The sequence below is a fragment of the Bacillus sp. JZ34 genome (assembly GCF_053903205.1).
This window is the reverse complement of the sequence record NZ_CP096403.1, coordinates 202,858-228,592: the sequence shown is the minus strand read 5'-3', so window position 1 is coordinate 228,592 and position 25,735 is coordinate 202,858. Positions and strand designations below refer to the sequence as shown.

The window sequence follows — 25,735 nt, the reverse complement described above, 5'->3', positions numbered from 1 at the left end:
AAAACATGAAAAAAACAATTTCTCTGATTACAGCCGGTTTGGCTGTTGTATGCATTGGTGCATTTCTATTAATTCATCATGAGGTGACAGACAGGTTCAATCCACTTGTGAAGAAAGAAAGCGTGTATGTCCAAATCAACAAAGACGGAAAGCACTTGAGTCCGGGCCGCTATGAGTACACGCTGGAAGGATATAATGACACTGGGAAGGAAAAAGAAATTACATTCTCCTCCAGCGCCTCCCTTCGAAAAAACGCCTACCTAAAGGTACACGCGAAGGGAAAATACGTTGAGACATGGGAAGAAGTACAGCCCGGCGATATGCCGAGTGCAGTTCGGACCAAATTGATCAGGCAGTAAAAAAACGGCGTCTAGCCGTTTTTTGTGTTACTATAATTTTACAGATTTCCGAAACTTTTTGGCCCGTTGTTCGTAGTAAAACAGAAGTCATATTGGTTAGGAGGTTTTCATATGATTGTTGGAATGATCGGTTTTATCCTGGTGGGATTCTTCCTCTACGCCGCCATGGCGCCGTCCGACGGAAACAACAGCGGCAGCAGCTCTTCAACTTTCTTTGTCGGGGGTCCTGATTCATCCGGCGACAGCGGAAGTGATTTCGGTGGCGGCGGAGATTGTGGCGGCGGCGGTGATGGCGGCGGCTGTTAAGACCCGCGGGCTGCCTTTCCCTATCTTCTGCTCGGACCCTTAGGCTGTATGCAGTTCTTGCTGCAGTCAGCCGGGTATGTTCCAGCCATCTCACTTCATCATTCATTCACCATCTAACTCCAAATACGCCATCATCAATCCAGTTGTTTAACCAGACTTCCGATTGGGAATGATGTAAAGACAGCAGATTCCCGCTCTTCAAACGATTTAAAAGTCACAATTAATCGATTCTGTTACAAAATATATAAAACTTTGCACCTACTTGTTCGATATTAAAAGAAGACATTCACAATAAGGAGGGTTTTTTCCAGATGATTTTTTTACTGGTTTTATTGGCTCTGTTTATTTTGTATTCATTCTTTTTTGACAAGAGCAACAAAAGATCTTATACAAAAGCGGCACCGAAAAGCAGAATATTGATCCGCCAGGCAGCTGCGCCGACCGGATTTTTGAGGGTCATCGAAACCGCACCCGGGCAGCCGGTAAACCGCCGAACCTCTGAAGGTATGCGTCCAAATCTGCGGCTTGTCATGAGCCCGACGGACCAAAATGAAAAAAAATAAAGAAAGCGGCATCATGATAAATGCCGTCTTTCCTATTGTATGCTGTGTTCCACCATTCTTCCAAAGGCGTCCGGCGACATTCCCGGCGAGATGCGGACCCTGTGCAGCGCATACATCCCCTGATCCCTAGCAGCCGCCCCCGGCTCTGTCGTCACCGCCATTTGATACCCCGCCTTCTCAGCCTGTTTGAGCGTTTCGGCATTATAGCGTCCAACTGGATAACTCAGCATGGTTGTGTTCTGCTGAAGCATGCCGTCAAACAATGTTTTGGAACGAGTCATTTCACTCAGCTGCTGCTCTGGAGCAAGTCCGTTCAATTCGACATGATTGATCGTATGGCTTTCGATGGCAATACCGTGTTCGGCCATTTCTTTCATTTGGCTTTCGGTTAAATGATTTTTTCTGCCGACCGATTTACCGATCATGAAAATTGTCGCCTTCATCTCATAATCTTTCAAAATCGGGTACGCTTTTTCAAAGTTATCTGTATAACCATCATCAAACGTAATCAGCACGCATTTTTCACTCGGCATTTTGTCTTGCGTTAAGACAATATAGGCTTCTTCAGGTGTCAGTGTGTAATAGCCGTTATCCTTCAGCCATTTCATATGTCCGCGGAACTCCGCCTCCGGTACGCGCAGGCTGTTTCCTGTGGAAATGCTGTGATACATGAGAATCGGAATGCGGGCGGGGCCTTTCACTTTGATCCACTTGGAGGATGGATCATGCTCCGCCTGCTGTTTTGATTGTTTTGCCGCTTTTTGAGCCGTATTTGGTTCTGTTTTTTCCTCTCCTTTTGCTTCATGACTGGAACACCCGTACAGCATTCCCATCAACATAAGCAGCAAAATGAGCAGTTTCGTTTTTTTCACAAGTATTCCCGCTTTCTATCTATTGAATCCTTTTTAATATCGGTTTCGGAACGAGCATTTTTCACCGTTCCTGCTTTGATGATGAAAGCCAAGCTTTACGCAGTATGCTGATCCCTTCTTCAATTTCCGCTTCAGAAAGCCCCCCAAATCCCGCCATGACGATGGAAGAGCTGCTTTTATGTGGCTCAAGCCAGAAATCTGATACCGGATAAACTTTCACACCGAGTTTTTCCGCTTTATGTATGAAGTCTTGTGCATGTCGGTCTGTCTTCATCAAAATATGGAGCCCCGCTTTTTCGCCGATGATTTCCATGTCATTTCCGAAATGCGTTTTAATGGCCGATATTAATGTTTTGTGCTTTTCCTGATAAACTTTTTTCGAAATAACCTTCTTTCATAAATAAAAACATCGCTTTTTGAATGATGGGTGAAGCGGACTGGCTGTAGCGGCCAAGCTTTTCTTGAAATTCATCTGCCGGCAAACCGATGAGAATGAGGGCAATCATTGCGGCGCTTATGTGCTGATAAAAAACCTTTTACAGAGTTTCTCTAAAATATTCCTTTACTTCATTCTTTTGCACTCGAATATATTACCACCATTTGACTTCATTTTCTTTAAGAATGATAAAAAAATATATCTTTATTTCTGCTAAACGTAATAACCCTTCACATATATGCCACCTCAAGATTGAATCTTTTGTCGCAGACGTCCTCTGTCTCTTCGGAGACGGGAGCTGAATGTATCAACGGTTCACACAGGAAAAAAGGTCTCTGCTCCTAAATGTTTGATTTATTTTTGACGGATTGACAGCTTTTTTGTGTCGATTTTGATTCCAGTAAAAGGAGATTCGGGAATTACCGCATCAAAAAAAGCCTGCACAAGGCCATTAAACAGTGTCCAGACACGTCTTTAACCAAATGGACCCGCTCTAGATCATCATGTGAAAACAGCTAGGTCTTCCTGCACGGTTGTCTGAATTTTGATTTTTTTAGTATACTTAATTTAGTTAAATAACTCAGAGCAAAGGGATAACAAAAAGGATGGGGGAAAGAAAATGGAAGCAAAACCAAAGGTACAACATATACCGATTCAAACAACGAAAGAACCGGATGAAAATTTTTTTGCAAGAGCAATGAATGTTAAAATCGGCATCATTCCGCTGCCCGTATACTTGCTGCTCTTCGCTTTGATTGTGACGTTTGTCTATATGCACGATCTGAAAAGCGACATTTTAACTGCTATTGCGGTTACGGGCTTTTTCGGATTCACCTTCGCCCAAATCGGAAAGTCGCTGCCGCTTCTTCGTTCTGTCGGCGGTGCCGCTATACTTGCGACATTTATTCCTTCAGCTATCGTCTATTACCATCTCATTCCCGATGACATTATCAAATCAACAACTGAATTTACAGAAAACTCAAACTTTCTTTATTTGTTTATTTCAGCCATTGTAGTGGGAAGCATTTTAGGGATGAAAAGAGAAACGCTGGTCAGGGCGTTCATTAAAATTTTCATTCCGCTGATCGCAGGGACAATTGCCGCAGCGGCAGTCGGTCTGACAGTTGGTACAATGCTCGGCCTCGGATTTCAGCATACGCTGCTGTACATTGTGATTCCGATCATGGCCGGAGGGGTTGGCGAGGGAGCCATTCCGCTGTCCATCGGCTATTCGGAAATCATGCACATGTCACAAGGGGAAGCTTTTGCACTTGTCATTCCTTCCATTATGTTCGGAAGCTTAAGCGCTGTCATTTTGTCCGGGGTTTTAAATGTAATGGGGAAGAAAAAGCCTGAATGGACAGGCAACGGAAAAGTCGACCGTTTCGAAAGTGGGGACGCACTGCCGCTTGAAAGCCGCGACAAAGACAAAGAAAGCGTTTTTAACCTTTCCCACTTTGCATCGGGAGGCATTCTTGCCGTCTCATTATATTTGGTCGGTATGCTTTCACATGACTTGTTCGGATTTCCAGCACCCGTCATGATGCTTCTCTTGGCTGTTGCCGTGAAACTGTTTCGTTTGGCTCCGGCGAATTTGGAAAACGGCGCCTACGGCGTGTCACGTTTCTTTTCAACTGCTGTGACATATCCGCTGCTTTTTGCCATTGGCGTCTCCATGACACCGTGGGACAAGCTGATCGCTGCTTTTAATATTGCCAATATTATTACGATCGTATCTGTCGTGATCACGATGATAGCCGTCGGCTTTTTTACAGGAAAGTGGCTGAACATGTACCCGATCGAAACCGCGATTATCAATGCCTGCCATTCAGGTCAGGGCGGAACGGGGGACATCGCCATTCTCAGCGCCGCCGAGCGCCTCGAGCTCATGCCGTTTGCTCAGGTATCCACAAGAATCGGCGGAGCGATAACCGTTACACTGACATTGCTGCTGTTAGCCCAGTTTTATTGATGAATGAAAAAGCCTGCAGAGCAAACTGCAGGCTTCAGATTGTTGACAAAATCCCAAAACGGCTTTTTGTTTTGGGATTTTGTCATCTTTTCAGCGTGATTGAAAACCTTTGCAGTCTAGGAAGGCCGAGCATCGGAGCGGAGCGAATGTTGGAATTCGTGAGCACCGACGCGCAGGCCTGACAACGAATGCGAGGGTTTGTCGACACGCTGAAGCCTGCAGAGCAAACTGCAGGCTTTCTGTTTAGTATCTATCGTACTTTTTTCGGAACATAGTCGGGAAAGTCTGTCACAATCCCGTCCACGCCGGCCTTTAAAAGCGGAGGCACTTCATCGCGGGAGCGGACGGTCCATGGCGTAATTTTCATGCCGAACGCATGGATTCTCGGCACAAGTGTAGGATCAGCGGCAACATTTTTTAAGTTGGCGTTCACATATTTGGCATAGCCGGAAAATGCCTTGAGCTTTGCATCTGTTAAGTCCGCTGTTTTTGACGTTAAGACACCTGTCGGCATTGATGGGAGCAGCTGATGAATTTTGTATACAGAGTTGAAATCAAACGATTGTACAATGATTTTTCCGTTTTTAGGCTTATCCATTCTCCGCTCTTTCAGTGCCGCTGATACTTTTTCTTCGATTCCCGGATAGCGTGCAGGTTCTTTCAATTCGATCAGCATTCCGATCTTCCCTTTATACCGGTCAAGCACTTCTTCAAATGTCGGAATGCGTTCTCCGGCGAACTGCGGCCCGAAGTAGCTGCCAGCATCAAGCTTGCGCAGCTCGGCAAGCGTCAAGTCCTTTACGGCGACCGGCAGCACTGAGCCGATGTCTGTCGTACGGTTTACAGTTGTATCATGAATGACGACAAGCTCCCCGTCCTTGGACATTTGAACATCCAGCTCGATATAATCCGCTTTCATCTGATGCGCCTTTTCAAAGGCAGCCATCGTGTTTTCCGGCGCATATCCCGAAGCACCTCTGTGCGCAATGACAGCCACTTTTTTAGGCTTCGCCGCCGGCTCTTGCGCTCCCGCATCCGGTACAAACAGTGCTGACCCGATAGAAACCCCGATCAATGAAGATAACATCAATTTCTTTAATAAAGCTGACACATCATCCACTCCCCTTTTGCTCTTCTCTTGCCAAAGTATAGGTTCGCACTGTTAAGATTATGTTTCAGCAGTCTTTAATTTTCATAAATTTCCTGATAAACAAAAAAAGACCCCCTCAGCAAGAGATCTTTTTTTGGATATATCAGCGCTCACAGGCAATTTTGTCTTTATCGCGGTCCAGCTTTTTATTGGCGTCATAAAGCGCTTTTGAAACATACGGCTTGTACTTCGTTTTTCCGCCTTTGTTTTTAACCGACTTCGAACGTGCGACGCCGCCTTTATAGTCTTTGTTTAAAGCTTTGCAGTTTTTGTACGTTTTTACCTTCGTTTTTGCTTCTGCCACATCGCCGGCACCCCAGGAAAAACCGATGATAAGACCGGCAGACAAAAGACCCGCTGCTATTTTTTTCATCCCGTTTAACCCCTTTCGTCTATTTCTTATGTATCTTTTACCATGATAAAATATTTTTCTTATTCACTCAAGAAAAATATGACATTTTATTGAATAAAAAGTATGTATTGCACAAAGGACTTTTCACACAAAAAACCGGCCGCGTTATGCGCCGGCTTCATCAACATATTGATGTTCACAAGTCTTTTTCAAAACAGCGTGAATCTCATAGGCCAATTCCTTCGGATGGATGCACAGCATGTCTTCCAAAGGACTGTTCCAGTTCCCGTTCTTAATCAATTTCAGCGCATAATGGCCGGCCGGACTGCACTCGGGATACCACTCTATATCGAGGAGGAGGCATTCTTCCTCATGCCGCAGCTTCAAAAGATCCCGTTTGAAATCTGATCGCCAGGCCTTGCTGTCAGGCGCCAATTCATCGGGGTTTGTATCGGTCAATGAGTGATGCACAACCGTCCAGCCGGCCGGGATTCTAAGCCTCAGCAAATTGCGGGCGCCGCCAGAGGCGCGAATCCTATCTTCCAACCGTTCGACCAGCTGTTCATACGGCGTATCTGAATCTTCACTGACCAGCGTTTGATCAGCATTTAGCATCCTGATAACGTACTTCAGTTCTCCAGCATATTCAACTTGTACCATTTTACCGGAGGTTTCATTCTCCAAGGTGAAGAGCGTACGGCGGGGATCGCGAATCGGCTTTTGATATAAATGATTTTCTTTCACTGTCCAGCCGGCCGGCACCATTAAAGGATGCAATTTAAAAAAATACTGAGATTTGGTCAACGTTCTCACATCCTCTATCCTTGTTCTGTCCTCTTTCCTATCAATCTATGTGCCGGGCCGGCTTCTTAGAACAACGGCGGAACAGCCTCACAAAAAAACCGCCTGACGCTTCATAAAGCAGTCAGGCGGCTTTTCGTTTTTACTCGCCGGTTTTTTCTTTTCCGTAATGATACGTTGATGGATCAACAGGTTTGAAGTCTGAAATTTCGTGGAACCTTAACAGATCTTTATAGAGTACTTGGTCGGACAGATCCAGCTGTTCGGACACCTGTGATTTGAGGTTTTCCGTTTCCTGGTTGCCTTTGATCTCTTTTCCTGTCTTTGTATCGTATACGGTCGTATCAATCATCGTGTACTTCGGCGTTACATAGTTTCCATTTCTGAAAGCCACGGTTTCGTCGTGGTCTTTAGAAAAGAGGTCTGTACCAAAGTTGATGTATTTTTTGCTGTCAATACCTTGCAGGTGAAGAAGTGTCGGCATGACATCCATTTCACCGCCATACGTATGATTGACTCCGCCTTTTTTGCCCGGAACGCGGATCATAAGCGGTACGCGCTGATTCATCGCGTTTTGATACGGTGTAATCTCTTTTCCTAATACTTCTTTCATCGCACGGTTGTGGTTCTCTGAGATTCCGTTGTGGTCGCCATAGATGACGATGACGGAATCATCATATAATCCCGATTTTTTCAGCTCTTTAAAGAAATCTTCAAGCGCTTCGTCAAGATAACGCGCCGTCTGGAAATACCCGTCTACCGTTTTGTCTCCCGTCGTTCCCTTTTCAAGGGTGGCATCCTTTTCATCCAAAATGAACGGATAGTGGTTTGTCAGCGAGATTAAATGCGCATAGAACGGCTGTTTCAGCGATTTCAGCTTCGGAATTGATTCTTCAAAGAACGGCTTGTCTTTCAAGCCAAGGTTGACGAGATTCTCCTCTGACATGTCATATGTGCTGGCATCGAAGAATTTGTCATAGCCAATTTGTTTATACACCTGGTCGCGGTTCCAGAATGACTTGTAATCCCCGTGGAGCACGGCGCTTGTGTAGCCTTCTTTTTGGTTCAGAATCGCCGGCAGGGACTGGTACGTATTTTGCCCTTTTGTTACAAACGCGCTGCCTTCAGGCAGTCCGTAAAGGCTGTTGTCCATCATCAATTCGGCATCCGCGGTTTTACCTTGACCGGTCTGATGGAAAAAGTTATCGAAATACATCATGTCATTCTGGCCGTGCGCCAGCTTGTTCAAGAACGGCGTGACTTCTTTTCCGTTCAGCTTATAATCGATCAAAAACGTCTGGAAGCTTTCCAAATGAATCTTGATGATGTTCTTGCCTTTTGCTGCGCCGAAATACTCGTCATTCGGTTTTGCATAATGCGAATTTGTATAGTTGATGACGCTCGTCAGGTCGTCGCTGCTCGCATATGCCTTTTGGCTCGCGTTTTGGGCAGCCTGAACACCATCATAGATCATGTAATTGTAAGGCCCCAAATACTTGACGATATAATTTCGGTCAAATGTTCTTGTCAAAAGCTCCGGACGGTCTGTCTCAGCAACTGCAAGGTTGATGAAAAACAGCGCCACTCCGCCGATAACGACAGTTGCAGCCCATCTTTTTTTCAGTTGTGACGCCTTCAGTTCAGGCAGCTTCACACATAATGCAATCAGAATGATCAAATCGACGAAATAGATAACGTCATGAAATGCCATGATGTCAAAAACGCCATCCGACATGTTGCCGAGGTTTCCGGCTTGTTTTAAGTTTGCAAACGTCAAAAAGTCATCAAAGAAACGGTAAAACAGGATATTTGCATATAAAGCAAACGTCATCACAGCATCAATGATGATGATCCATATCGCCGACCGACGGCCTTTAGCAAACAAAGCCAAACCGAGTGCAGCAATCGTGAAGCTGAATGGGTTGATAAACAGCAGCATGTGCTGCGTAGACCCTTTCACACCCAAATTAAACTCTAAAAAGTAGGAAGCATAGGTTTTAGCCCATACAAAAACAACAGCTAACACAAAAAAGCTTAGCTTATGAGAGAATATTTTTTTCATGATAACCTCTACCTTTTTAAACTTTTTTCAGACCGCTTTCTGTTTCAGTCAATGAAGCGTGAGGAAACGATAATATATCATTCTACTAAAAGTCTCGGCGGTTATTCAAGCACGTCCACGATGAAAATCCCCCAGCTTCCCTCACTCAAACAGTCCACGTCTGCGTAAAAAAATTCCGCATTTAAGACTACGGCCTCTAATTAAGACGAATGAATTTCCCCAAAGGTTTCAGTTATTTTCATTCATCTCGAAAATTGCTCTTTCCCGGACGATTAAATATCTTTATGAAATTCATTTAAATAAGCTTTTCTTTGCGCTTCTGTGAACCGGCCGATCCAGTCCGCACGCGCTTCCTCCGTCATATAGGGCAGAATGTATAGCTCGACCGCTTGATAAAATGCCGGTTCAGGAAGAATGTTGTACGTCGGAATCCGCACCATGCCGTTCCCGCGCGTCTCTATCAGTATATCCATAAAGAAAATGCCTTTCGGGCTGAAGCGGTGCTGCGCCATTTTAATGCTTTTAATGTCCTTGAACAATACAGATTTCTTCCCTGAGAACAGCCGCCCGCCTTCTCCCTCGATCATGCTGAAGATGATGTTTCCTTTTTTCGTGAATGCCGGAAATATCATTAGAAAAGTAATCAAACCATAGATGATCCCGAAAAGTCCGACTCCCAGGTAAAGCAATGAATATTTCGATTCGAGTTTTATTGCTTCATAAAAGAGCCACAATCCGACCAATCCGAAACCTGCCGTCCCCGCAAAAGCCCATACTCTAAAGAACATTCGGCTTTTCACATCAATTGGTTTTTTTTCTTCCTGTTCCAAAAATAATAGACCTCCTTTACTTCAGCAAGCGGATTTCTATATTAATGAAATTCATGCCACAATCTACCTTACCACAGAAACCGGTTTCTGCATAAAACTTGCAGTGTGAATGATCACGTATTCGTCCAACCAGCAGACGATCTGTCCCTAATCACGACCCGATGAATACAAAAAGGCTCCCGGCCATCTGCCGGCAGCCTTCCCCTATTTTGAAATATCAACAAATCCCTCGCCGAATACATCCCTGACATCGTGGATGATGACAAATGCTTTTTTATCTGTGCTTCTTATAATTTTCTTGAGCATGGACAGCTCTTGTTTATTAATGACAATGTATAGAATTTCTTTGGAATCGCCCGTATAGTGTCCGCGTCCCGTTAATATCGTGACGCCGCGGTCCATCAAGGTATTGACCTGCGCGGCGATCTCGTTTTTATGCTCAGAAATGATCGTGATCGCTTTTTTCGTGTTGAGCCCTTCGATAATGAAATCCATGACCTTTGTGGCGATGTACAGCATGACAATCGTAAACATCAGCTTTTCAGCACCAATGATAAAGTAGGAACTGAACACGACAACTAAATCGATCATCAGCAAGGCATAGCTGATGTTCCAGTCGAAATATTTATTGGCGATTCTCGCGAGAATCGCAGACCCGGCAGTGGTTCCGCCGACACGGATGATCATGCCGATGCCGACGCCGGCAAATACCCCGGCAAAGATCGTGCTGATGATCACTTCATCAGCCGGTACCGTCCAATCTTCAGTAACATGCAGAAAAAATGAATTGGCCGCCACCGCAATGATGGTATAAATCGTCGTTTTTTTATCCAAAAAGCGATAGCCGATAATCAGAAGAATGCCGTTCAGCACAAAGTTTGTGATGCCCGGAGACCATTCAAAAACGTAGTATAAAATCAGCGTGATCCCCGTGACGCCGCCTTCTCCCAAGTCATTCGGGATGGCGAACAGATTCACGGCTAACGCAAAGAAAAATGCGCCTATAACAATCAGGATCATATCCATTGCTTTCTTTTTCATAAAACTGCATCCCCTTCCTTATTCGTAGTCGATTTCCTGTAAAAAGTAAAAAAGCCCCGGAGAGAAGCTCTTTGATTAAGAGCAAAAACTCCTGGGCTTTTATCCCACCGTGTCATAACGATATCTTCGCTATGTGTTTTCTCTCGGACCAGACCAGCGCGGAACCCACTGCGGAACCCTAGAAAACCACCTTTTCTCTGTTATCAATTTGTCATCTTCAAGCATTATAAGTGAAATTTTGGGGTCTATCAACCCCTTTAACAGACTGAAAGATTTGTTTTTTTGTAAAATAGCTTCCATCTGCCGACGATAAAACCGTCCTATAATAATAGATATACGTGTTTTGCCTGGGAGGCGCTCTTATGAACAAACAAAAACGGCAATGGCTCATCAAGCAAACCATTCTCGAACATCCGGTAGAAAATCAGGAACAGCTGGCATCCCTGCTGGAAAAACGGGGCATCGCCGTTTCGCAGTCTACCATTTCCCGCGATATTAAAGAAATGTATCTTGTGAAACAGCCCGGTGAAAACGGAAAGCTTGTCTACACGACAAATGCTTCCTTATCCATCAACCCTTCCAAAATATTAAAAGATAAAATCTCCGACGTTGTCCTGCATGTGCATCGGACGGACAACTTGATCATTATTAAAACAATGCCCGGCAACGCCCATGCCATCGGCGTCCTTCTTGATAAGCTGGGAAGCCCGGAAATGCTGGGCTGTATATGCGGGAACGATACATGCCTTGTGATTTCCCAATCGCCTGAGGCAGCCCAATCATTTTGTGATCACTTATGCTGATCCGGCCATCCGGATCAGCTTTTTTTCCCTCAAAAAAAATTTTTTCAAAAAATCCCCTTTAAAAATATACACGTTTTATACGTTCTATTCTCTGCTCCTGCAAGGACTCATTTTCGATTTATCATAATTATTCATTTTTGTTTTTGCTTCATCAAAAAACATGTGAAATATATCACGTTTTCGTTGTTATCGCTTTCACATCGCGCTTTTCCTTCCTGTTTTAAGCTGTACATGTAACAAAAAGAGCTTAGGAGGCGGGATGATCATGACAACACCGATACACGTTTACTCTGAAATCGGCCCTTTGAAAACCGTCATGCTGAAGCGGCCCGGTCGGGAACTGGAAAACCTCACACCCGAATATCTGGAAAGGCTTCTCTTTGACGATATTCCCTTTTTGCCAGCGGTGCAAAAAGAGCATGACCAATTTGCAGAAACGTTAAAGAAACAGGGAGTTGAAGTTCTTTATTTAGAAAAGCTGACGGCTGAAGCCCTGGATGACGCTTTCATCCGCGAGCGGTTTATCGATGAGCTGTTAACGGAAAGCAAAGCAGATATCAACGGCGCTTACGACAGACTGAAAGAGTTCTTGCTCACCTTTGACGCCGATTCGATGGTCGAACATGTGATGAGCGGCATTCGAAAAAATGAGCTGGAACGCGAAAAAAAATCGCATCTTCATGAGCTGATGGAAGACCATTATCCATTTTATCTCGATCCGATGCCAAACCTTTACTTCACAAGAGATCCGGCGGCCGCCATCGGCAGCGGACTGACCATCAACAAAATGAAAGAGCCTGCTCGCAGGAGAGAGTCGCTGTTTATGCGCTACATTATCAATCACCACCCGCGTTTTAAAGGGCATGAGATTCCGGTTTGGCTTGACCGTGATTTCAAATTCAATATCGAAGGCGGAGATGAGCTTGTCTTAAATGAAGATACCGTAGCGATCGGGGTATCAGAACGGACAACGGCTCAGGCGATCGAGCGTCTTGTCCGGAACTTATTTCAGCGGCAGAGCCGGATTCGCCGCGTACTGGCCGTCGAAATACCGAAGAGCAGAGCCTTTATGCATTTAGATACCGTCTTCACGATGGTTGACCGAGATCAATTCACGATCCATCCCGCCATCCAGGGGCCTGAAGGAGACATGCGGATCTTCGTTCTTGAGAGAGGGGAAACGGCAGACGACATTCGTACGACTGAAGAACACAATCTGCCGGAAGTGCTAAAAAGAACGCTCGGCCTTTCAGATGTCAACTTGATCTTCTGCGGCGGCGGAGACGAAATCGCTTCAGCCAGGGAGCAGTGGAATGACGGTTCCAATACACTCGCGATCGCTCCTGGTGTCGTCGTCACCTATGACCGGAATTACATTTCTAACGAATGTTTGAGAGAACAGGGCATTAAAGTTATCGAAATCCCGAGCGGGGAGCTTTCAAGAGGACGCGGCGGCCCGCGCTGCATGAGCATGCCGCTCTATCGCGAAGATGTGAAATAGCCAAACCTAAAGAAAAAGGAGAGAGATCCATGAACCAAACGATTGATTTAAAAGGCAGAAGCTACTTAGCTGAAAAAGATTTTTCCGAAGAAGAAATCCTCTATTTGCTCGATCTCGCCCAAAAATTAAAAGAAAAAAAAGCGCAAGGCATCAAGCATCGCTATTTGGAAGGTAAAAACATCGCTTTGCTGTTTGAAAAGCCTTCTACAAGAACGCGCTGCGCTTTCACGACAGCCTGTATCGACCTCGGTGCGCATCCCGAATATTTGGGCAAAGACGACATTCAGCTCGGCAAAAAAGAATCGATCGAAGACACAGCCAAAGTTCTCGGCCGCATGTTCGACGGAATTGAATTCCGCGGATTTGAACATGAAAAAGTGATTTCCCTGGCAGAGCACTCCGGTGTGCCGGTATGGAACGGGCTGACCGATTTATGGCATCCGACGCAGATGCTTGCGGACTTTATGACAGTGAAAGAACATACAGGACGCGTAAAAGGGATCAAACTCACCTATATCGGCGACGGCCGTAACAACGTCGCAAACAGCCTGCTCATCGGCGGCGCCAAAGTCGGCATGGACGTGAGAATCTGCTCGCCTCAAGAGCTGTTCCCTGATCAAGACATCGTTAAAATGGCGGAAGCGTTCGCCGAAGAATCCGGCGGAAAAATCACCGTCACAAGCGATACAGATGAAGCTGTGTCCGGAGCCGACGTTCTGTATACGGACGTCTGGGTATCCATGGGAGAAGAAGACAAGTTCGCTGAAAGGATCAAACTGCTCAAGCCTTATCAAGTGAATATGGATCTCGTCAAGAAAACAGGTAACGATAACGTCATCTTCCTGCACTGTCTGCCTGCCTTCCACGACCTTCATACAACTTACGGACAAAACGTTTACGATCAGCACGGCCTTAAAGAAATGGAAGTGACGGACGAAGTGTTCCGCAGCAAACACTCTAAAGTGTTCGATGAAGCTGAAAACCGCATGCACACAATTAAAGCTGTCATGGCAGCGACACTCGGCGATCTTGACTGACAGGAAAAGGGGCTCATTCCCTTTTCCATTCTAAACCGAATGAGGTGACAAAAATGGCGGAAGAAAAGAAACTTGGGCTGTTTGCACTTATCGCGCTTGTCATCGGATCGATGATCGGCGGGGGCGCCTTCAACCTTGCAAGCGACATGGCTTCAGGAGCGGGGGCGGGAGCCATTTTAATCGGCTGGATCATCACCGGAGTCGGCATGATTGCCTTGGCCTTCTCTTTCCAAAACTTGACCACGAAAAGGCCTGATTTAGACGGCGGTATTTTCACTTATGCGCGGGAAGGATTCGGCCATTTTATGGGATTTAACAGTGGCTGGGGGTACTGGTTCGCAGCCCTTCTCGGCAATGTCGCATACGGAACGCTGCTGTTCAGCGCAGTCGGATATTTCATCCCTGCGTTTGGAGACGGACAAAACGTCGCATCGATTATCGGTGCAAGCGTAATCCTCTGGTGCGTGCACTTTTTGATCCTGCGCGGCGTACAGTCCGCTGCCATGATCAACTTAATTACGACCATTTCAAAACTGGTACCGATTTTTGCTTTCATTATCGCCATTATCTTTGTGTTTCATCTTGATTTATTTACGAACGATTTCTGGGGAAAAGGGCTGTCGCTCGGTTCCATCGGGACACAGGTCAAGAGCACGATGCTGGTGACCGTCTGGGTGTTTACCGGAATTGAAGGGGCCGTCTTATTCTCAAGCCGTGCCAAAAAATCAAGCGATGTCGGCAAAGCGACTGTCATCGGCTTGATCAGTGTACTTGTGATTTACGTCATGATTACGATGCTGTCGCTCGGCGTCATGAATCAGCAAAACTTGGCCGGGCTTCCGAATCCTTCAATGGCCGCGATCATGGAGCATATCGTCGGCAAATGGGGAGCTGTGCTCATCAACTTGGGATTAATCATTTCCGTATTGGGCGCCTGGCTGGCCTGGACATTATTCGCGGGCGAACTCCCGCTGATCGCGGCGCGCGAAGGGGTCTTCCCGAAATGGTTCGGCAAAGAAAATAAAAACGGCGCGCCGACAAATGCGCTGACTTTGACAAACGCCATTATCCAGCTGTTTTTGCTGACGTTTCTCATTTCGGATGCGGCCTATCAATTTGCATTCTCCTTGGCTTCCTCGGCCATCTTGATCCCGTATCTGTTTTCCGGGCTTTATCAGCTTAAATACAGCTGGCTGCACAAAGAACCTAACCGGGGAAAGAACCTCATCATCGGGATCATCGCAAGCATTTACGGCGTCTGGCTCGTATATGCCGCAGGACTTGATTACCTGCTTTTGACCATGATTTTATACGCTCCCGGCATTCTCGTATTCCGGGCTGTCCGCAAAGGAAAAGAAGGCCCCGTCTTCAATAAGGCCGAGCTTTTGATTGCCGCCGCGATTCTTGTATTGGCTGTCATCGCCGTGATCAGGCTGGCTGCGGGAAGCATTTCAATTTAACAAAACAGAGGTGATGATCAAATGAAAAAAAGAAAAATTGTCGTCGCACTTGGCGGTAATGCCATCCAAACCGGAGATGCCAGTGCAGAAGCGCAAAAGCGCGCGCTTGAAGAAACCGCCATGTATTTGGCGGATATGATCGACAGCGGCGCCGAATTAATCGTCACGCACGGAAACGGCCCGCAGGTCGGAAACCTGATGATTCAGCAAAAAGAGGCGGATTCCCCGAAAACACCGGCCATGCCGCTTGAAACTTGTGTTTCCATGACCCAGGGAATGATCGGCTATTGGCTGCAAAATGCTCTTGACCGGGCGCTGCATGCGAAAGGGAAAGGCGGACATGCGGCAACCGTCATCACCCGCGTCGCCGTCCGAGGCGATGATGAAGCATTCCGCAACCCGACAAAACCGATCGGTCCGTTTTACAGCGAAGAAGAAGCGAAAGAACTGATGAACAGCCGCAACGGCGGCCTCGTTTTTAAAGAAGACGCCGGAAGAGGCTGGCGCCGGGTCGTACCGTCTCCGGCTCCGGTATCGATCCTTGAACACGATGTTATCAATGATCTTGTCGAACACGGACATATCGTCATTGCGGCCGGCGGCGGAGGCGTTCCCGTCATTGAAAACGGCGATGCCGTCTCCGGTATTGACGCCGTCATCGACAAAGACTTTGCCGCCTGCAAACTGGCGGAACTTGTGCAGGCTGACGAACTGGTCATTCTAACAGGTGTCGACTATGTTGCCGTCGATTATTTAAAGCCGACAGAACGCGCGCTGAAACGCGTCACCACCGAAGAACTGAAAGGTTATATAAAAGAAAAGCAATTTGCAGAAGGAAGCATGCTGCCAAAAGTCAAAGCAGCCATCCAATTTGCCGAAGCCAAAAAAGGCAATAAAACGGTCATCACATCCCTGAAATTAGCCAAAGACGCTCTCCAAGGAAATGCCGGCACGATTGTCGAACAAGCCTAAAAGCAAAAGGAAGGGCTCGGGGAGGGTTCTTCCTTTTGCCAATCGTCAAAAACAAGTAAAATTTAAACTATATAGCCGCAACATAAGAAAATCGATAAGGGTGGTCCATATGAAGAACAAAGACATCGTACATCAACTGAAAAAGTTTCCTCTTCTCGCTTCCCTGAATAAAAGAGATCTGGAAGATATGAAACAGTTTATCTATTGGCGCACTTACCATAAAGGCCAGATATTATTTATGGAAGACGACCCCCGGGAACGAATGTACCTTCTTCTCGACGGCTTTATCAAACTCGAAAAATCAAACGAAGCTGGATCCATGTTTTATACCGACTATGTACGTCCTCATACCCTCTTTCCATTTGGAGGCTTGTTTCGGGATGAGCATTATCACTATGCCGCCGAAGCCTTAACAGATATTGAACTCTACTATATACCCATGAACATCTTCGAAGATCTCGTCCGGGACAACAAAAACCTGCTTTACGATATTCTCAATCATTTATCAGACATTCTTGCCCTCCACGAGGAAAGGCTGAAGCGCATTACACTCTCCCATGCACACGACAGGGTCACACAAGCCATTTACTATTTAACCGAAAGCCTCGGTCAAAAAGAAAGCAATTCAACCGTCATCAACTGTCCGATCACCGCTGCTGAAATTGCCAAAATCTCAGGGACATCCCGCGAAACCGTCAGCGCCGTCCTGAAAAAGCTCCGCTGCGAAGGCGTGATCAGTCAAATGAACAAGCAGATTATGATCAACCGGCCGGAGTATTTTATGTAGATCATATATGAGAAATCATCCCGGCGACAAGCGGGATGATTCCCCCCGCCGCCTTTATTTATACCGGAATTCCTCTGTTTCAAACTGTCTGTTTTTGATGATATCCCGATAAAAGTAAGCCGATTTTTTCAGCGCCCTGCTGCGGTTGTCCTCCAATCGGATCTCAACAAGGCCGTAGCGGTTTTTAAAGGCGTTCATCGGAGAGACGTTGTCCGTGAACGCCCAAAGCATATAGCCTTTGCAGTTTGCACCGTCTGCGATCCCTTTCATTGCCTCTCGCAAATGGGCCGAAATAAAATCGATTCTGTAGTCATCCTGAATAACACCTTCTTCATTTTTAAAACGCTCCTCATGTTCGACGCCCATCCCGTTTTCCGCAATCAGCCATTCGATATTTCCGTACTCATGTTTGAGTCTCATCGCCATATCATAGACAATTTGGGGATAGATCTCCCATCCTCTGAATGGGTTCATTTTTCTGCCGGGCAGCTCAAAGTATTCATAGTAATAAGCGGGATGAAATGGCGTTGAGTCATTCCACTGTCTTGACGGAGCTTTTACACGGCGGGGGTAATAAAGGTTAATGCCGGCAAAATCTACCGTATGCTGTTTGATGATGTCAAGCTCCGCCTCATCATGGTCAAACAGAATATCGTGTTTAACCAAGAGCTCTATCAATTCATCGGGATAGGCGCCTTTGATGCTCGGATCCAAAAAAACCCTGTTAAAAAACAAATCATAGATGCGGGCCGCTTTTTGGTCATGAGGCGCGCTTGATCTCGCATAAGTAACCTCCGGATTCAAAATAACGCCGATTTTGGCGCCTTCCAAGCAATCGGACTTGCGGGCGTGAAAAAGCCTGACGCATTTCGCCGTCGCCAATGCCTTATTAAAATTCCATTGCATCCATTTTTTCGTGTTCTGCTCATATGGATATCGAATTGCATCAAGGAAAATCCGGGTTTGCGGGACAATCGGTTCATTAAAAGTAAACCAATATTTCACCCTGTCTCCATACCGTTCAAACACTTTTTCCGCGTATGCCGTAAATAAATCTATGACATGTTTAGACCCCCACCCTCCGTATTTCTCCATCAAAACTGCGGGAATCTCATAATGCTCAAGGCAAATCATCGGTTCCACACCTGATGCAATCAGCTCATTGATGACATCGTCGATATAGCCTGCGTACACTTCATCAACTTCTGCTGTTTCATAATCAATCAGAAAGCGGGACCAGTTAATCGATGTCCGGTAATGTGTCAAGCCGATCTCTTTCATATGATGAATATCCTCTTTATAGCGGTTATAAAAATCGGTTGCCACAGCCGGTCCGTATCCGTTATGCCATACATGCGGGTCATTCTTGTACCACATATCCAAATAAGAATCCTGTGTCGGCCGCTTCCCGGCCCACCCCTCTGTCTGCCACGCCGACGCTGCTGCGCCGAGAATAAAATCGGCGGGAATCTTCCACGTTTGTCTCGCCATTTCGTTCGCCCCTTTCAACGCCTTTACATGGAAACATTTTTTTCAGAATTGACCGTAAGGCTTCGATTCATCAACATCACAAACGGAAGATAAATAAGGGCAGAGACGATGATGCATACGATTTGTGTGACGACGGCGCCGAGGCTTCCTCCTGTCGACAGCCACGCGTTGATAATCGGCGGTGTCGTCCACGGCACCATGACAACGGCTTTTCCGGCAAAGCCCGCCGCTGTCGCGATGTAACCGATCGCCCCCGTCACAAGCGGCGTCACAATAAAAGGAATCGCCATTAACGGATTCAGCATGACGGGAACCCCGAAGATCACCGGTTCATTGATATTGAAGATGCCGGGACCAAACGAAATTTTTGTAATGCTGCGCAAATCCTCCCGTTTCCCCGCGATAAAAATCGCGATCAACAGGCCGATCGTGACGCCGGATCCGCCGATGCTCATGTACACATCCCAAAACGGCATCGTAATGATATTCGGAATCGATTCGCCGGCAGCGTATGCATTCATATTGACGGTAATCGAAGCGAGCAGCAAAGGCTCCCTGATCGGCTTCACCATCTGGTTTCCGTGTATGCCGATGACCCAGAAAAACTGTGCGACAAACACTAGCAGCAAAATCCCGGGAAGGCCTTGAATCGCACCCTCAAGCGGTTTTTGCACGACATTGTACACAGCTTCATGAAGGTATACGCCCGTCAGCCGATGAAAAGCAAATCCGAAGCTGGCGATGATCGTGACCGTAATAATCGAAGGAAATAAAGTGCCGAACGAGACAGAGACATTGGCCGGCACGCTGTCCGGCATTTTAATTTTGAGCCGGTCCATGCTCGAAAGCTTGCTGAAGATTTCAACAGACACAATCGAAATAAACATCCCCAAAAACAGCGACTTCGGATCCGTAAATTCCTTGGCCAGCACATTAACCACTTCCTGCATCGAACCGTTCACTTCCAACAGCACCGTCGATGGAATGACAGAGATATAGGACATCAGCGCCATCAAGCCGGGAAAAAATGATTCATGCCCATTCAGCTTCCCGAGCTCAATCCCGATCAAAAACACTGCGCCGATCGTAATAAAGTTCAGCGTCGCATAATTGATCGAGGCCATAATCGGCTCAAGCGCAGACAAGAACCGAAAAGGCTCGAAAACCGCAAGTCCCGTCTCGGGGCTCATCACCATATTCTGCATCAGAACCGCAAACGCCCCGGCAATGATGACCGGCATCAGCGTAACAAACGCCGACTTAATGACCATGATATATTTGAAGCTTGTAATTTTAAAAGCGACCCGCTCAAACATCTCGGTCACCTTCGCCATCCTGCTCATTTACTCTCCCCCTTTTTTTGGTGGTTTGCTTTTACTTTACAATGAAAACGCTTTCTTTTCGGTGCATATTTTTTCCTTTGGGAGAGGAAATTTTCAGGTTGGGAGGCCATCAAAGCAGACAACCCGCCGTTTCACTGAAACAGCGGGTCATATATTTTACTGTGGCAATTGCACTTTGATCGGCTTAAACGGTGTAGAATAAAATGCACTTAAATAACCAAACTCGACATCAAGCGAATATTGGTCAAGACTGAAGTTTTTCGCTCCAAATTCACCATCTAACGTAAAGTCTGAACGGAATCGAAGTTTTTCAGGATCTAGCACTTTTGTAAAATTACCTTTGACGCTGTGTCCCTCCGGCGCCTCGTCAAAGCCTTTATAAGCCGAATCAACCAGCGACATCGTTTCTAAAAAATTTTGCATGCTGTCCATATCGATCTTAGATTGATCGACATGTTTCAAATGATAGTCGACAGACAGTTTGCTGCCGTTTTGTTTCACCTGATCAACGGCAATCTGGAAATCATGACGGTCAGCGCTCAGCACGGCGGGCGTTTTTGTGAGTGGCAGCGTTTTTTCGGAATCGCCCATACTGCTGCTCGCCTCAATCTTGAGGTATTTTGTTCCTTTATTCACTTTTTCAAGGATCAGCCTTTCTTCGTGACGAACCTTGTTTCCTTTCTTTGTACTGTCTGTCGTCCGCTGCCCTCCGCTTATATGAGGGATTTCGTTTCCTTTATCATCTGTCACTTTTATAATTGATGTACGATCGTTTGGATGTTCCTCTGAATTGGATACTTCATAGTCGATGACAGTGGATTCTTTTCCGAGAATTACCGTTTTTACGGCGAGCTTATGGCCATCAGCCGATTGTGTATTGTTTTTGGTTACGTGGAGCGTTTTATACGGCAGTTTATCAACCGGAATGTCGAACTTCCATTTCCCTCTGATTCCGTTAATATCTGTGATCGTAACCGGGAGTGTCAGTTTATCGGGAATATGTTTGTCTGGATAGCCCATTTGAATGTAGCCAGTATAGCCATCCTCTGTTTTCTTTATGTCTCCTTGAGAAGCGATCGCCCATTTGCGCTCGCCATTAAATAATGTGAAATGAATCATTCGCGCTCCATCATCCAAATCTTTTCTTGTATCACTTTTCACCTTAAACGTCATACCGATGATTCCGCCGTCAAAATAAACGCTTGTCGCCGTCACGTCTATGTTGTTGCTGGACGCTTTCTCGTTCAGTTCAGTGACAAGCTGGCCCGCCACCAAGTTTTGACCGACATAGTCATGGAATTGTTGATACGCTTTCCCAAACAGCGGGACGTCAGCCAACACGCTTTGCATCGCTGGGGAAACGAAGCCGCTGCCGAGAAGGAGCACAGCGGCCGCGCCTGAAACAAAAACGGTTCGTTTCACGGCGTGCTTCGGCCGAAACCTTTTTTCCCGCTTGGCCCGATTGATGCCTTTATCGATTGATTCGCGGATTTCTTTTGTAGGAACATTGATCTTGTTTACTTCGTTTTTGAACCATTGTTTGTCCATGCGTCTTCTCCCCCAGTCAGTAGTTGTTTTAATTCAAACTTCGCTCTTTTCAAATAGGTCTTAACGGTTCCTTCAGGAGCATTCATCACCTCGGCGATATCATGTATCGGCAGGTCGTGATAATAAAATAGAATGATGGCGGTTTGATATTCTTTTCGCAACCGCTGAACGGCTTCAAGCATCTCCATTCTGTCGTCCGCATCCATCTCCTGCTCCTGGCTCTCATCCTGCAGCGGCCTGTCCATTAAAACCACTTTCTTTTTCTTGTCCAATAAGGCATATGCATGATGAATGAGGATTTTCGTCAGCCATGTCAAAAAGTATTCGGGATTCCTCAGCTGGGCAATCGATAAAAATGCCTTGTACGCCGTCTCCTGTACGATATCTAACGCGTCCTCCTTATTTCGCACATATATGTAAGCTGTTCTGTAAAGCTGATCGCTGTGCTTTTGAAACAGCATTTCAAAAGCTTTGGCATTGCCTGCGACAGCTTTCTTAACTAATCTGATTTGCTTCACTGTTGCGCCTCCTTCAAACATTAGAGAAGAGAATGGATGAGAAAAGTTTCAAAAGGACGGAATTTTTTCTCTGCATTAAAAAAATCCGCTATTTCATCGAAAATAGCGGATTCTATTTACTTCTTTGTCAGCGTCACTTTAGAAGTTCCGGTTTGGCCGTGCGGTTCCTGTTCATATTTAAGCTCTTCCCTCAGTTCATTCATACTTGATCGTTTGATTCGATAGACGGCTTCAAGCCGAACCAAATATTCGGCCCTTGTTTTGAAAGCATGAATGATTGAGATGATCCAAACGATAAGCAAGGCTTTCATAGCCAAATCGAAAAGGAACGTTCTGGCTGTAAAAGCAGCGAATAAAACAGCCGCTGCATATCCGATCCCGGCAAATAACCATTTTCTTTGTTTCGTTCGCGCTGCGATATAAATAAATGCAAACCAGCTTAAAAATCCAAAAGGAACCCATGTGAACACAAGCCAGAAAGAATGTGCAAACTCCCATTTTGTTCCTTCATTTGTATAACCTTTAGCCATTGTGATACTCCCTTACAATTGTGATGATCCTTTAGAACTATATTATACTAAATTTTCCTATACAGGAATAAAAGTTTTCGATTCGCCCGCCATGAATGATAAGATAAACATAAAACCAACAATTGGAGATGAAGGAAACATGAAGAACAAACTGATTGAACGTCTCATTTCTTATGCGAAAGTGGATACGCAGTCAAACGAAAACAGTCAGACGACGCCTTCCACTCCCGGGCAGCTGACGCTCGCCAATATGCTTGTTGAAGAGCTGAAAGAGATCGGCATGAAGGACGTCACAATCGATGAAAACGGCTATGTGATGGCGACGCTTCCTTCGAATACGGAAAAAGAGGTGCCGACGATCGGCTTCCTGGCTCATGTGGATACAGCAACAGATTTTACCGGAAAGAACGTCAATCCGCAGATTATCGAACAATACGACGGAAAGGACATTGTGCTGAATGAATCTCTCAATGTCGTCTTATCGCCCAAGGAATTTCCAGAGCTTGCAGATTATGCGGGACATACATTGATCACTACCGACGGAACGACTTTGCTCGGCGCCGATAATAAAGCGGGAATCTCTGAAATCATGACGGCAATCGAATATTTAATTGCGCACCCCGAAATCAAACACGGGAAGATCAGAGTCGCTTTTACGCCTGATGAAGAGATCGGCAGAGGGCCCCACAAGTTTGACGTAGAGGCGTTCAACGCCACATTCGCGTATACGGTTGACGGCGGACCGCTCGGCGAACTGCAGTACGAAAGCTTCAATGCTGCAGCCGCGAAAATCACTTGTAAAGGAACGAACGTCCACCCCGGCACAGCAAAAGGAAAAATGGTCAATGCCGCCAAAATCGCGATGCAGTTTCACGCCGGACTTCCGGAAAACGAAGCTCCTGAATTTACTGAAGGTTATGAAGGCTTCTACCATCTGCTTTCGATCAAGGGCGATGTCTCTGAAACCACTCTCTCCTATATCATCAGGGATTTTGACAGAGACCGATTTAACGAGAGAAAAGAAACCGTCCAAAAAATTGCAAACGACCTTAAAGCCAAATACGGCGAAAACAGCATCACAATGGACATGAATGATCAATATTACAACATGAGGGAAAAAATCGAACCGGTCAAAGAGATTGTCGACATTGCCTATGAAGCGATGAAAAATCTGGACATCGAGCCGGTTGTGAAACCGATCCGCGGCGGTACAGACGGCTCCCAGCTCTCATACATGGGGCTTCCTTGTCCGAACATTTTTACAGGCGGGGAAAACTTTCACGGAAAATACGAGTATATTTCCGCCGACAATATGGTAAAAGCCGCGAATGTCATCGTGGAAATTGTGAAGCTGTTTGAAGAAAGAGCGTAATATGAAAAAAAGCGGAAAGCGGCTGCAAGACACGACAGCCGCTTTTTTGTCAGATCAATCTTTATCTGCGCTTTGCCGATATAAGAACATGTTTCGGGTTAAAGCCGATTAACGTCTCACCGATGCAAAAAATTCTGCTCATTCGGCTTCATCGCCTTTCCAAATATCTTTCAACGTCCAGTAAGTGAACTCTTCGACCCGTACATTGCCTTTCTCAGAAAACAGCTCAATCCCGGCTCTTCCTTCTTTGGGATATATGCGGCTGGTCATTGTCGCTTCACCATGGTTTGCAAATACTTCAATAGACGATCTGTCAAGAAACAGATGCAAGGTGAGCTTCTCCTCCGCTTCAAGCCGTACATTTCTCACACCGTCCCGCGCTTTGCCGGACTTTGAACAGTCGAGCGTCAGCTTTTGATCAACCAAGCTGTACTGGATGATTGTCTCTTCCTGTTCAATCCCCCGAATCTTTAAGCCAACCGTTTCGGCACTGCAAATTGTCAAATCAAAAACGGCCACCACTTCAAGAAGCTTTTCGGCTGTCTTTATTAAATAGCTGCCGGAAATCGATTGATTGGCACATTCATGATGTTCCGATTCACGAAGTAATTGAGTCTCCTCAACCGGATTCATTAAAATTTTGTGATCATCCTTCAACGTCAATTCACGCGGCAAAGTTAAAGCCCCGCACCATCCGTCCGCTTTCGTCGGCATCTCTGACTCCCACATATCCATCCAGCCAATCGCAATTCTGCGCCCTTTGTCATCCAACAAAGTTTGCACGGCATAAAAGTCATGGCCATGGTCCAATTCCTTAAAGGAGCCATGTACAAACTCATTCGTGTCTTCATCATAATCTCCAATCAAATAGCCTGTTTGATACAGATTCTGATATGAATCACCATCCGCCTCTATACCCTGAGGGGAAATCAGCAAAATGTGTTTGCCGTCTAATTCAAAGAAATCCGGACATTCCCACATAAAGCCGAGATTCCCGTCGCTTTGGGCGAGGACGCCTGCATATTCCCAATCTACAAAGTTAGGCGAGCGATATAAAATGACCCGACCGACATTTTCTTTTGAGGCGTTTCCGATCACCATATACCAGGTCTCACCATGCCTCCATACTTTCGGATCGCGAAAGTGGCGGGAGCTGTCTTCCGGCGGCTCTGCGATGACAGGGTTTTCTTTCAGTTTTTCAAAGGTGATACCATCTTTGCTGACTGCTATATTCTGATTTTGATAGAAATCGTCTTTCTCTTCATCTATCATATTATGCCCTGTATAGATTAAAGCAAGGTCGCCGTTATATTCGACTGCGCTTCCTGAGAAGCAGCCGCTCTCATCAAATGCATCGCCAGGGGCTAAAGCGATCGGCAAGTGTTCCCAGTGAATAAGATCCCTGCTCTTCAAATGGCCCCAATGCATCGGCCCCCAATTCTCATCATACGGATGATGTTGATAAAAGACATGATACTCCCCTTTATATTGAATCAGTCCGTTTGGATCATTTATCCAGTTTGCCCGGGGCATCATGTGATAGCCCATTCGGTATCGGTGATTCACTTTTTTTCCGGCTTTCTTCAATGCTTCTTCTGCCTGGTGAATTCTATTCATCTGTGACACCCT

At 46.0% G+C, this 25,735-nt stretch carries 26 protein-coding genes and 1 riboswitch; of the genes, 11 read left to right on the top strand and 15 right to left on the bottom strand.

Features of this window, described 5'->3' with window-relative positions; translation table 11 throughout:
* Window positions 1-5 precede the first annotated feature (5 nt).
* The 3 genes from M1D90_RS01080 to M1D90_RS01070 all read left to right on the top strand — a co-directional run bounded on the left by M1D90_RS01080 (window position 6) and on the right by M1D90_RS01070 (window position 1,228).
* Complete coding sequence (locus tag M1D90_RS01080) at window positions 6-359, top strand: YxeA family protein (protein WP_023856937.1); 354 nt, start codon at window positions 6-8, stop codon at window positions 357-359.
* Between the two features lie 111 nt (window positions 360-470).
* A complete protein-coding gene (locus M1D90_RS01075) occupies window positions 471-665 on the top strand; it encodes a hypothetical protein (RefSeq protein ID WP_020453450.1) in 195 nt (64 codons plus the stop codon).
* A gap of 311 nt (window positions 666-976) precedes the next feature.
* Window positions 977-1,228, top strand: coding sequence for a hypothetical protein (locus tag M1D90_RS01070; RefSeq protein ID WP_020453451.1), 252 nt, complete (start codon window positions 977-979; stop codon window positions 1,226-1,228).
* A 32-nt stretch (window positions 1,229-1,260) separates the two neighbouring features.
* On the opposite strand, the gene M1D90_RS01065 is transcribed toward M1D90_RS01070, so the two are convergent.
* From M1D90_RS01065 to M1D90_RS01055, 3 genes are all read right to left on the bottom strand, one after another.
* A complete protein-coding gene (locus M1D90_RS01065; protein WP_173636669.1) occupies window positions 1,261-2,067 on the bottom strand; it encodes a polysaccharide deacetylase family protein in 807 nt (268 codons plus the stop codon).
* Between the two features lie 94 nt (window positions 2,068-2,161).
* The gene (locus tag M1D90_RS01060; protein WP_456283080.1) at window positions 2,162-2,413 is read right to left on the bottom strand and encodes a hypothetical protein; all 252 of its coding nucleotides are present in this window, start codon (window positions 2,411-2,413) and stop codon (window positions 2,162-2,164) included.
* 19 nt (window positions 2,414-2,432) lie between these two features.
* Window positions 2,433-2,606, bottom strand: a complete 174-nt coding sequence (locus M1D90_RS01055; RefSeq protein ID WP_261379673.1) for a hypothetical protein — start codon at window positions 2,604-2,606, stop codon at window positions 2,433-2,435.
* 549 nt (window positions 2,607-3,155) lie between these two features.
* On the opposite strand from M1D90_RS01055, the gene M1D90_RS01050 reads away from it, so the two are divergent.
* Window positions 3,156-4,508, top strand: a complete 1,353-nt coding sequence (locus M1D90_RS01050; protein WP_020453456.1) for a 2-hydroxycarboxylate transporter family protein — start codon at window positions 3,156-3,158, stop codon at window positions 4,506-4,508.
* Between the two features lie 250 nt (window positions 4,509-4,758).
* On the opposite strand, the gene M1D90_RS01045 is transcribed toward M1D90_RS01050, so the two are convergent.
* From M1D90_RS01045 to M1D90_RS01020, 6 genes are all read right to left on the bottom strand, one after another.
* The gene (locus M1D90_RS01045) at window positions 4,759-5,619 is read right to left on the bottom strand and encodes a glycerophosphodiester phosphodiesterase (RefSeq protein ID WP_145625378.1); all 861 of its coding nucleotides are present in this window, start codon (window positions 5,617-5,619) and stop codon (window positions 4,759-4,761) included.
* A 142-nt stretch (window positions 5,620-5,761) separates the two neighbouring features.
* On the bottom strand, window positions 5,762-6,031 hold the full coding sequence (locus M1D90_RS01040; RefSeq protein WP_020453458.1) for an excalibur calcium-binding domain-containing protein: 270 nt from the start codon (window positions 6,029-6,031) through the stop codon (window positions 5,762-5,764).
* A gap of 144 nt (window positions 6,032-6,175) precedes the next feature.
* Entirely contained in the window at window positions 6,176-6,823 is a 648-nt protein-coding gene (locus M1D90_RS01035; protein WP_020453459.1) for a hypothetical protein, read from the bottom strand.
* Window positions 6,824-6,953: 130 nt separating this feature from the next.
* Window positions 6,954-8,873: an LTA synthase family protein gene (locus tag M1D90_RS01030; RefSeq protein WP_020453460.1), complete on the bottom strand. Its 1,920-nt coding sequence runs from the start codon at window positions 8,871-8,873 to the stop codon at window positions 6,954-6,956.
* A 272-nt stretch (window positions 8,874-9,145) separates the two neighbouring features.
* On the bottom strand, window positions 9,146-9,703 hold the full coding sequence (locus tag M1D90_RS01025; protein ID WP_145625380.1) for a YfjD family protein: 558 nt from the start codon (window positions 9,701-9,703) through the stop codon (window positions 9,146-9,148).
* A 204-nt stretch (window positions 9,704-9,907) separates the two neighbouring features.
* Complete coding sequence (locus tag M1D90_RS01020) at window positions 9,908-10,744, bottom strand: YitT family protein (RefSeq protein WP_020453462.1); 837 nt, start codon at window positions 10,742-10,744, stop codon at window positions 9,908-9,910.
* Between the two features lie 86 nt (window positions 10,745-10,830).
* A riboswitch (guanidine-I (ykkC/yxkD leader) is annotated at window positions 10,831-10,937 on the bottom strand.
* A gap of 169 nt (window positions 10,938-11,106) precedes the next feature.
* Between M1D90_RS01020 and argR the strand changes: the two genes are divergently transcribed.
* From argR to M1D90_RS00990, 6 genes are all read left to right on the top strand, one after another.
* Window positions 11,107-11,547, top strand: a complete 441-nt coding sequence (gene argR / locus M1D90_RS01015; protein WP_020453463.1) for an arginine repressor — start codon at window positions 11,107-11,109, stop codon at window positions 11,545-11,547.
* Between the two features lie 265 nt (window positions 11,548-11,812).
* A complete protein-coding gene (arcA, locus tag M1D90_RS01010; protein WP_023856930.1) occupies window positions 11,813-13,048 on the top strand; it encodes an arginine deiminase in 1,236 nt (411 codons plus the stop codon).
* 29 nt (window positions 13,049-13,077) lie between these two features.
* Window positions 13,078-14,085, top strand: coding sequence for an ornithine carbamoyltransferase (gene argF / locus M1D90_RS01005; protein ID WP_020453465.1), 1,008 nt, complete (start codon window positions 13,078-13,080; stop codon window positions 14,083-14,085).
* A gap of 53 nt (window positions 14,086-14,138) precedes the next feature.
* Window positions 14,139-15,545: an arginine-ornithine antiporter gene (gene arcD / locus M1D90_RS01000; RefSeq protein ID WP_020453466.1), complete on the top strand. Its 1,407-nt coding sequence runs from the start codon at window positions 14,139-14,141 to the stop codon at window positions 15,543-15,545.
* Window positions 15,546-15,566: 21 nt separating this feature from the next.
* A complete protein-coding gene (arcC, locus tag M1D90_RS00995; protein WP_020453467.1) occupies window positions 15,567-16,517 on the top strand; it encodes a carbamate kinase in 951 nt (316 codons plus the stop codon).
* A 109-nt stretch (window positions 16,518-16,626) separates the two neighbouring features.
* Window positions 16,627-17,304, top strand: coding sequence for a Crp/Fnr family transcriptional regulator (locus M1D90_RS00990; protein WP_020453468.1), 678 nt, complete (start codon window positions 16,627-16,629; stop codon window positions 17,302-17,304).
* Window positions 17,305-17,358: 54 nt separating this feature from the next.
* Here the strand turns inward: M1D90_RS00990 and M1D90_RS00985 are convergent, their stop codons facing one another.
* From M1D90_RS00985 to M1D90_RS00965, 5 genes are all read right to left on the bottom strand, one after another.
* Window positions 17,359-18,795 carry a glycoside hydrolase family 1 protein gene (locus M1D90_RS00985; RefSeq protein ID WP_456283079.1) on the bottom strand — a complete coding sequence of 479 codons (1,437 nt, stop codon included), beginning with the start codon at window positions 18,793-18,795 and terminating at the stop codon, window positions 17,359-17,361.
* Between the two features lie 23 nt (window positions 18,796-18,818).
* A complete protein-coding gene (locus M1D90_RS00980; RefSeq protein ID WP_020453470.1) occupies window positions 18,819-20,138 on the bottom strand; it encodes a PTS sugar transporter subunit IIC in 1,320 nt (439 codons plus the stop codon).
* A gap of 156 nt (window positions 20,139-20,294) precedes the next feature.
* On the bottom strand, window positions 20,295-21,686 hold the full coding sequence (locus M1D90_RS00975) for a DUF4179 domain-containing protein (protein ID WP_456283078.1): 1,392 nt from the start codon (window positions 21,684-21,686) through the stop codon (window positions 20,295-20,297).
* Window positions 21,656-22,225, bottom strand: a complete 570-nt coding sequence (locus M1D90_RS00970; protein WP_075212865.1) for a sigma-70 family RNA polymerase sigma factor — start codon at window positions 22,223-22,225, stop codon at window positions 21,656-21,658. The genes M1D90_RS00975 and M1D90_RS00970 overlap by 31 nt, the downstream gene beginning before the upstream one ends.
* Before the next feature lie 95 nt (window positions 22,226-22,320).
* On the bottom strand, window positions 22,321-22,734 hold the full coding sequence (locus tag M1D90_RS00965; protein WP_020453473.1) for a hypothetical protein: 414 nt from the start codon (window positions 22,732-22,734) through the stop codon (window positions 22,321-22,323).
* A gap of 139 nt (window positions 22,735-22,873) precedes the next feature.
* Here M1D90_RS00965 and pepT point away from each other — a divergent pair, with 139 nt between their 5' ends.
* On the top strand, window positions 22,874-24,106 hold the full coding sequence (gene pepT, locus M1D90_RS00960; RefSeq protein WP_456283077.1) for a peptidase T: 1,233 nt from the start codon (window positions 22,874-22,876) through the stop codon (window positions 24,104-24,106).
* 138 nt (window positions 24,107-24,244) lie between these two features.
* Here the strand turns inward: pepT and M1D90_RS00955 are convergent, their stop codons facing one another.
* On the bottom strand, window positions 24,245-25,723 hold the full coding sequence (locus tag M1D90_RS00955) for a glycoside hydrolase family 32 protein (RefSeq protein ID WP_106070938.1): 1,479 nt from the start codon (window positions 25,721-25,723) through the stop codon (window positions 24,245-24,247).
* Window positions 25,724-25,735: the final 12 nt, after the last annotated feature.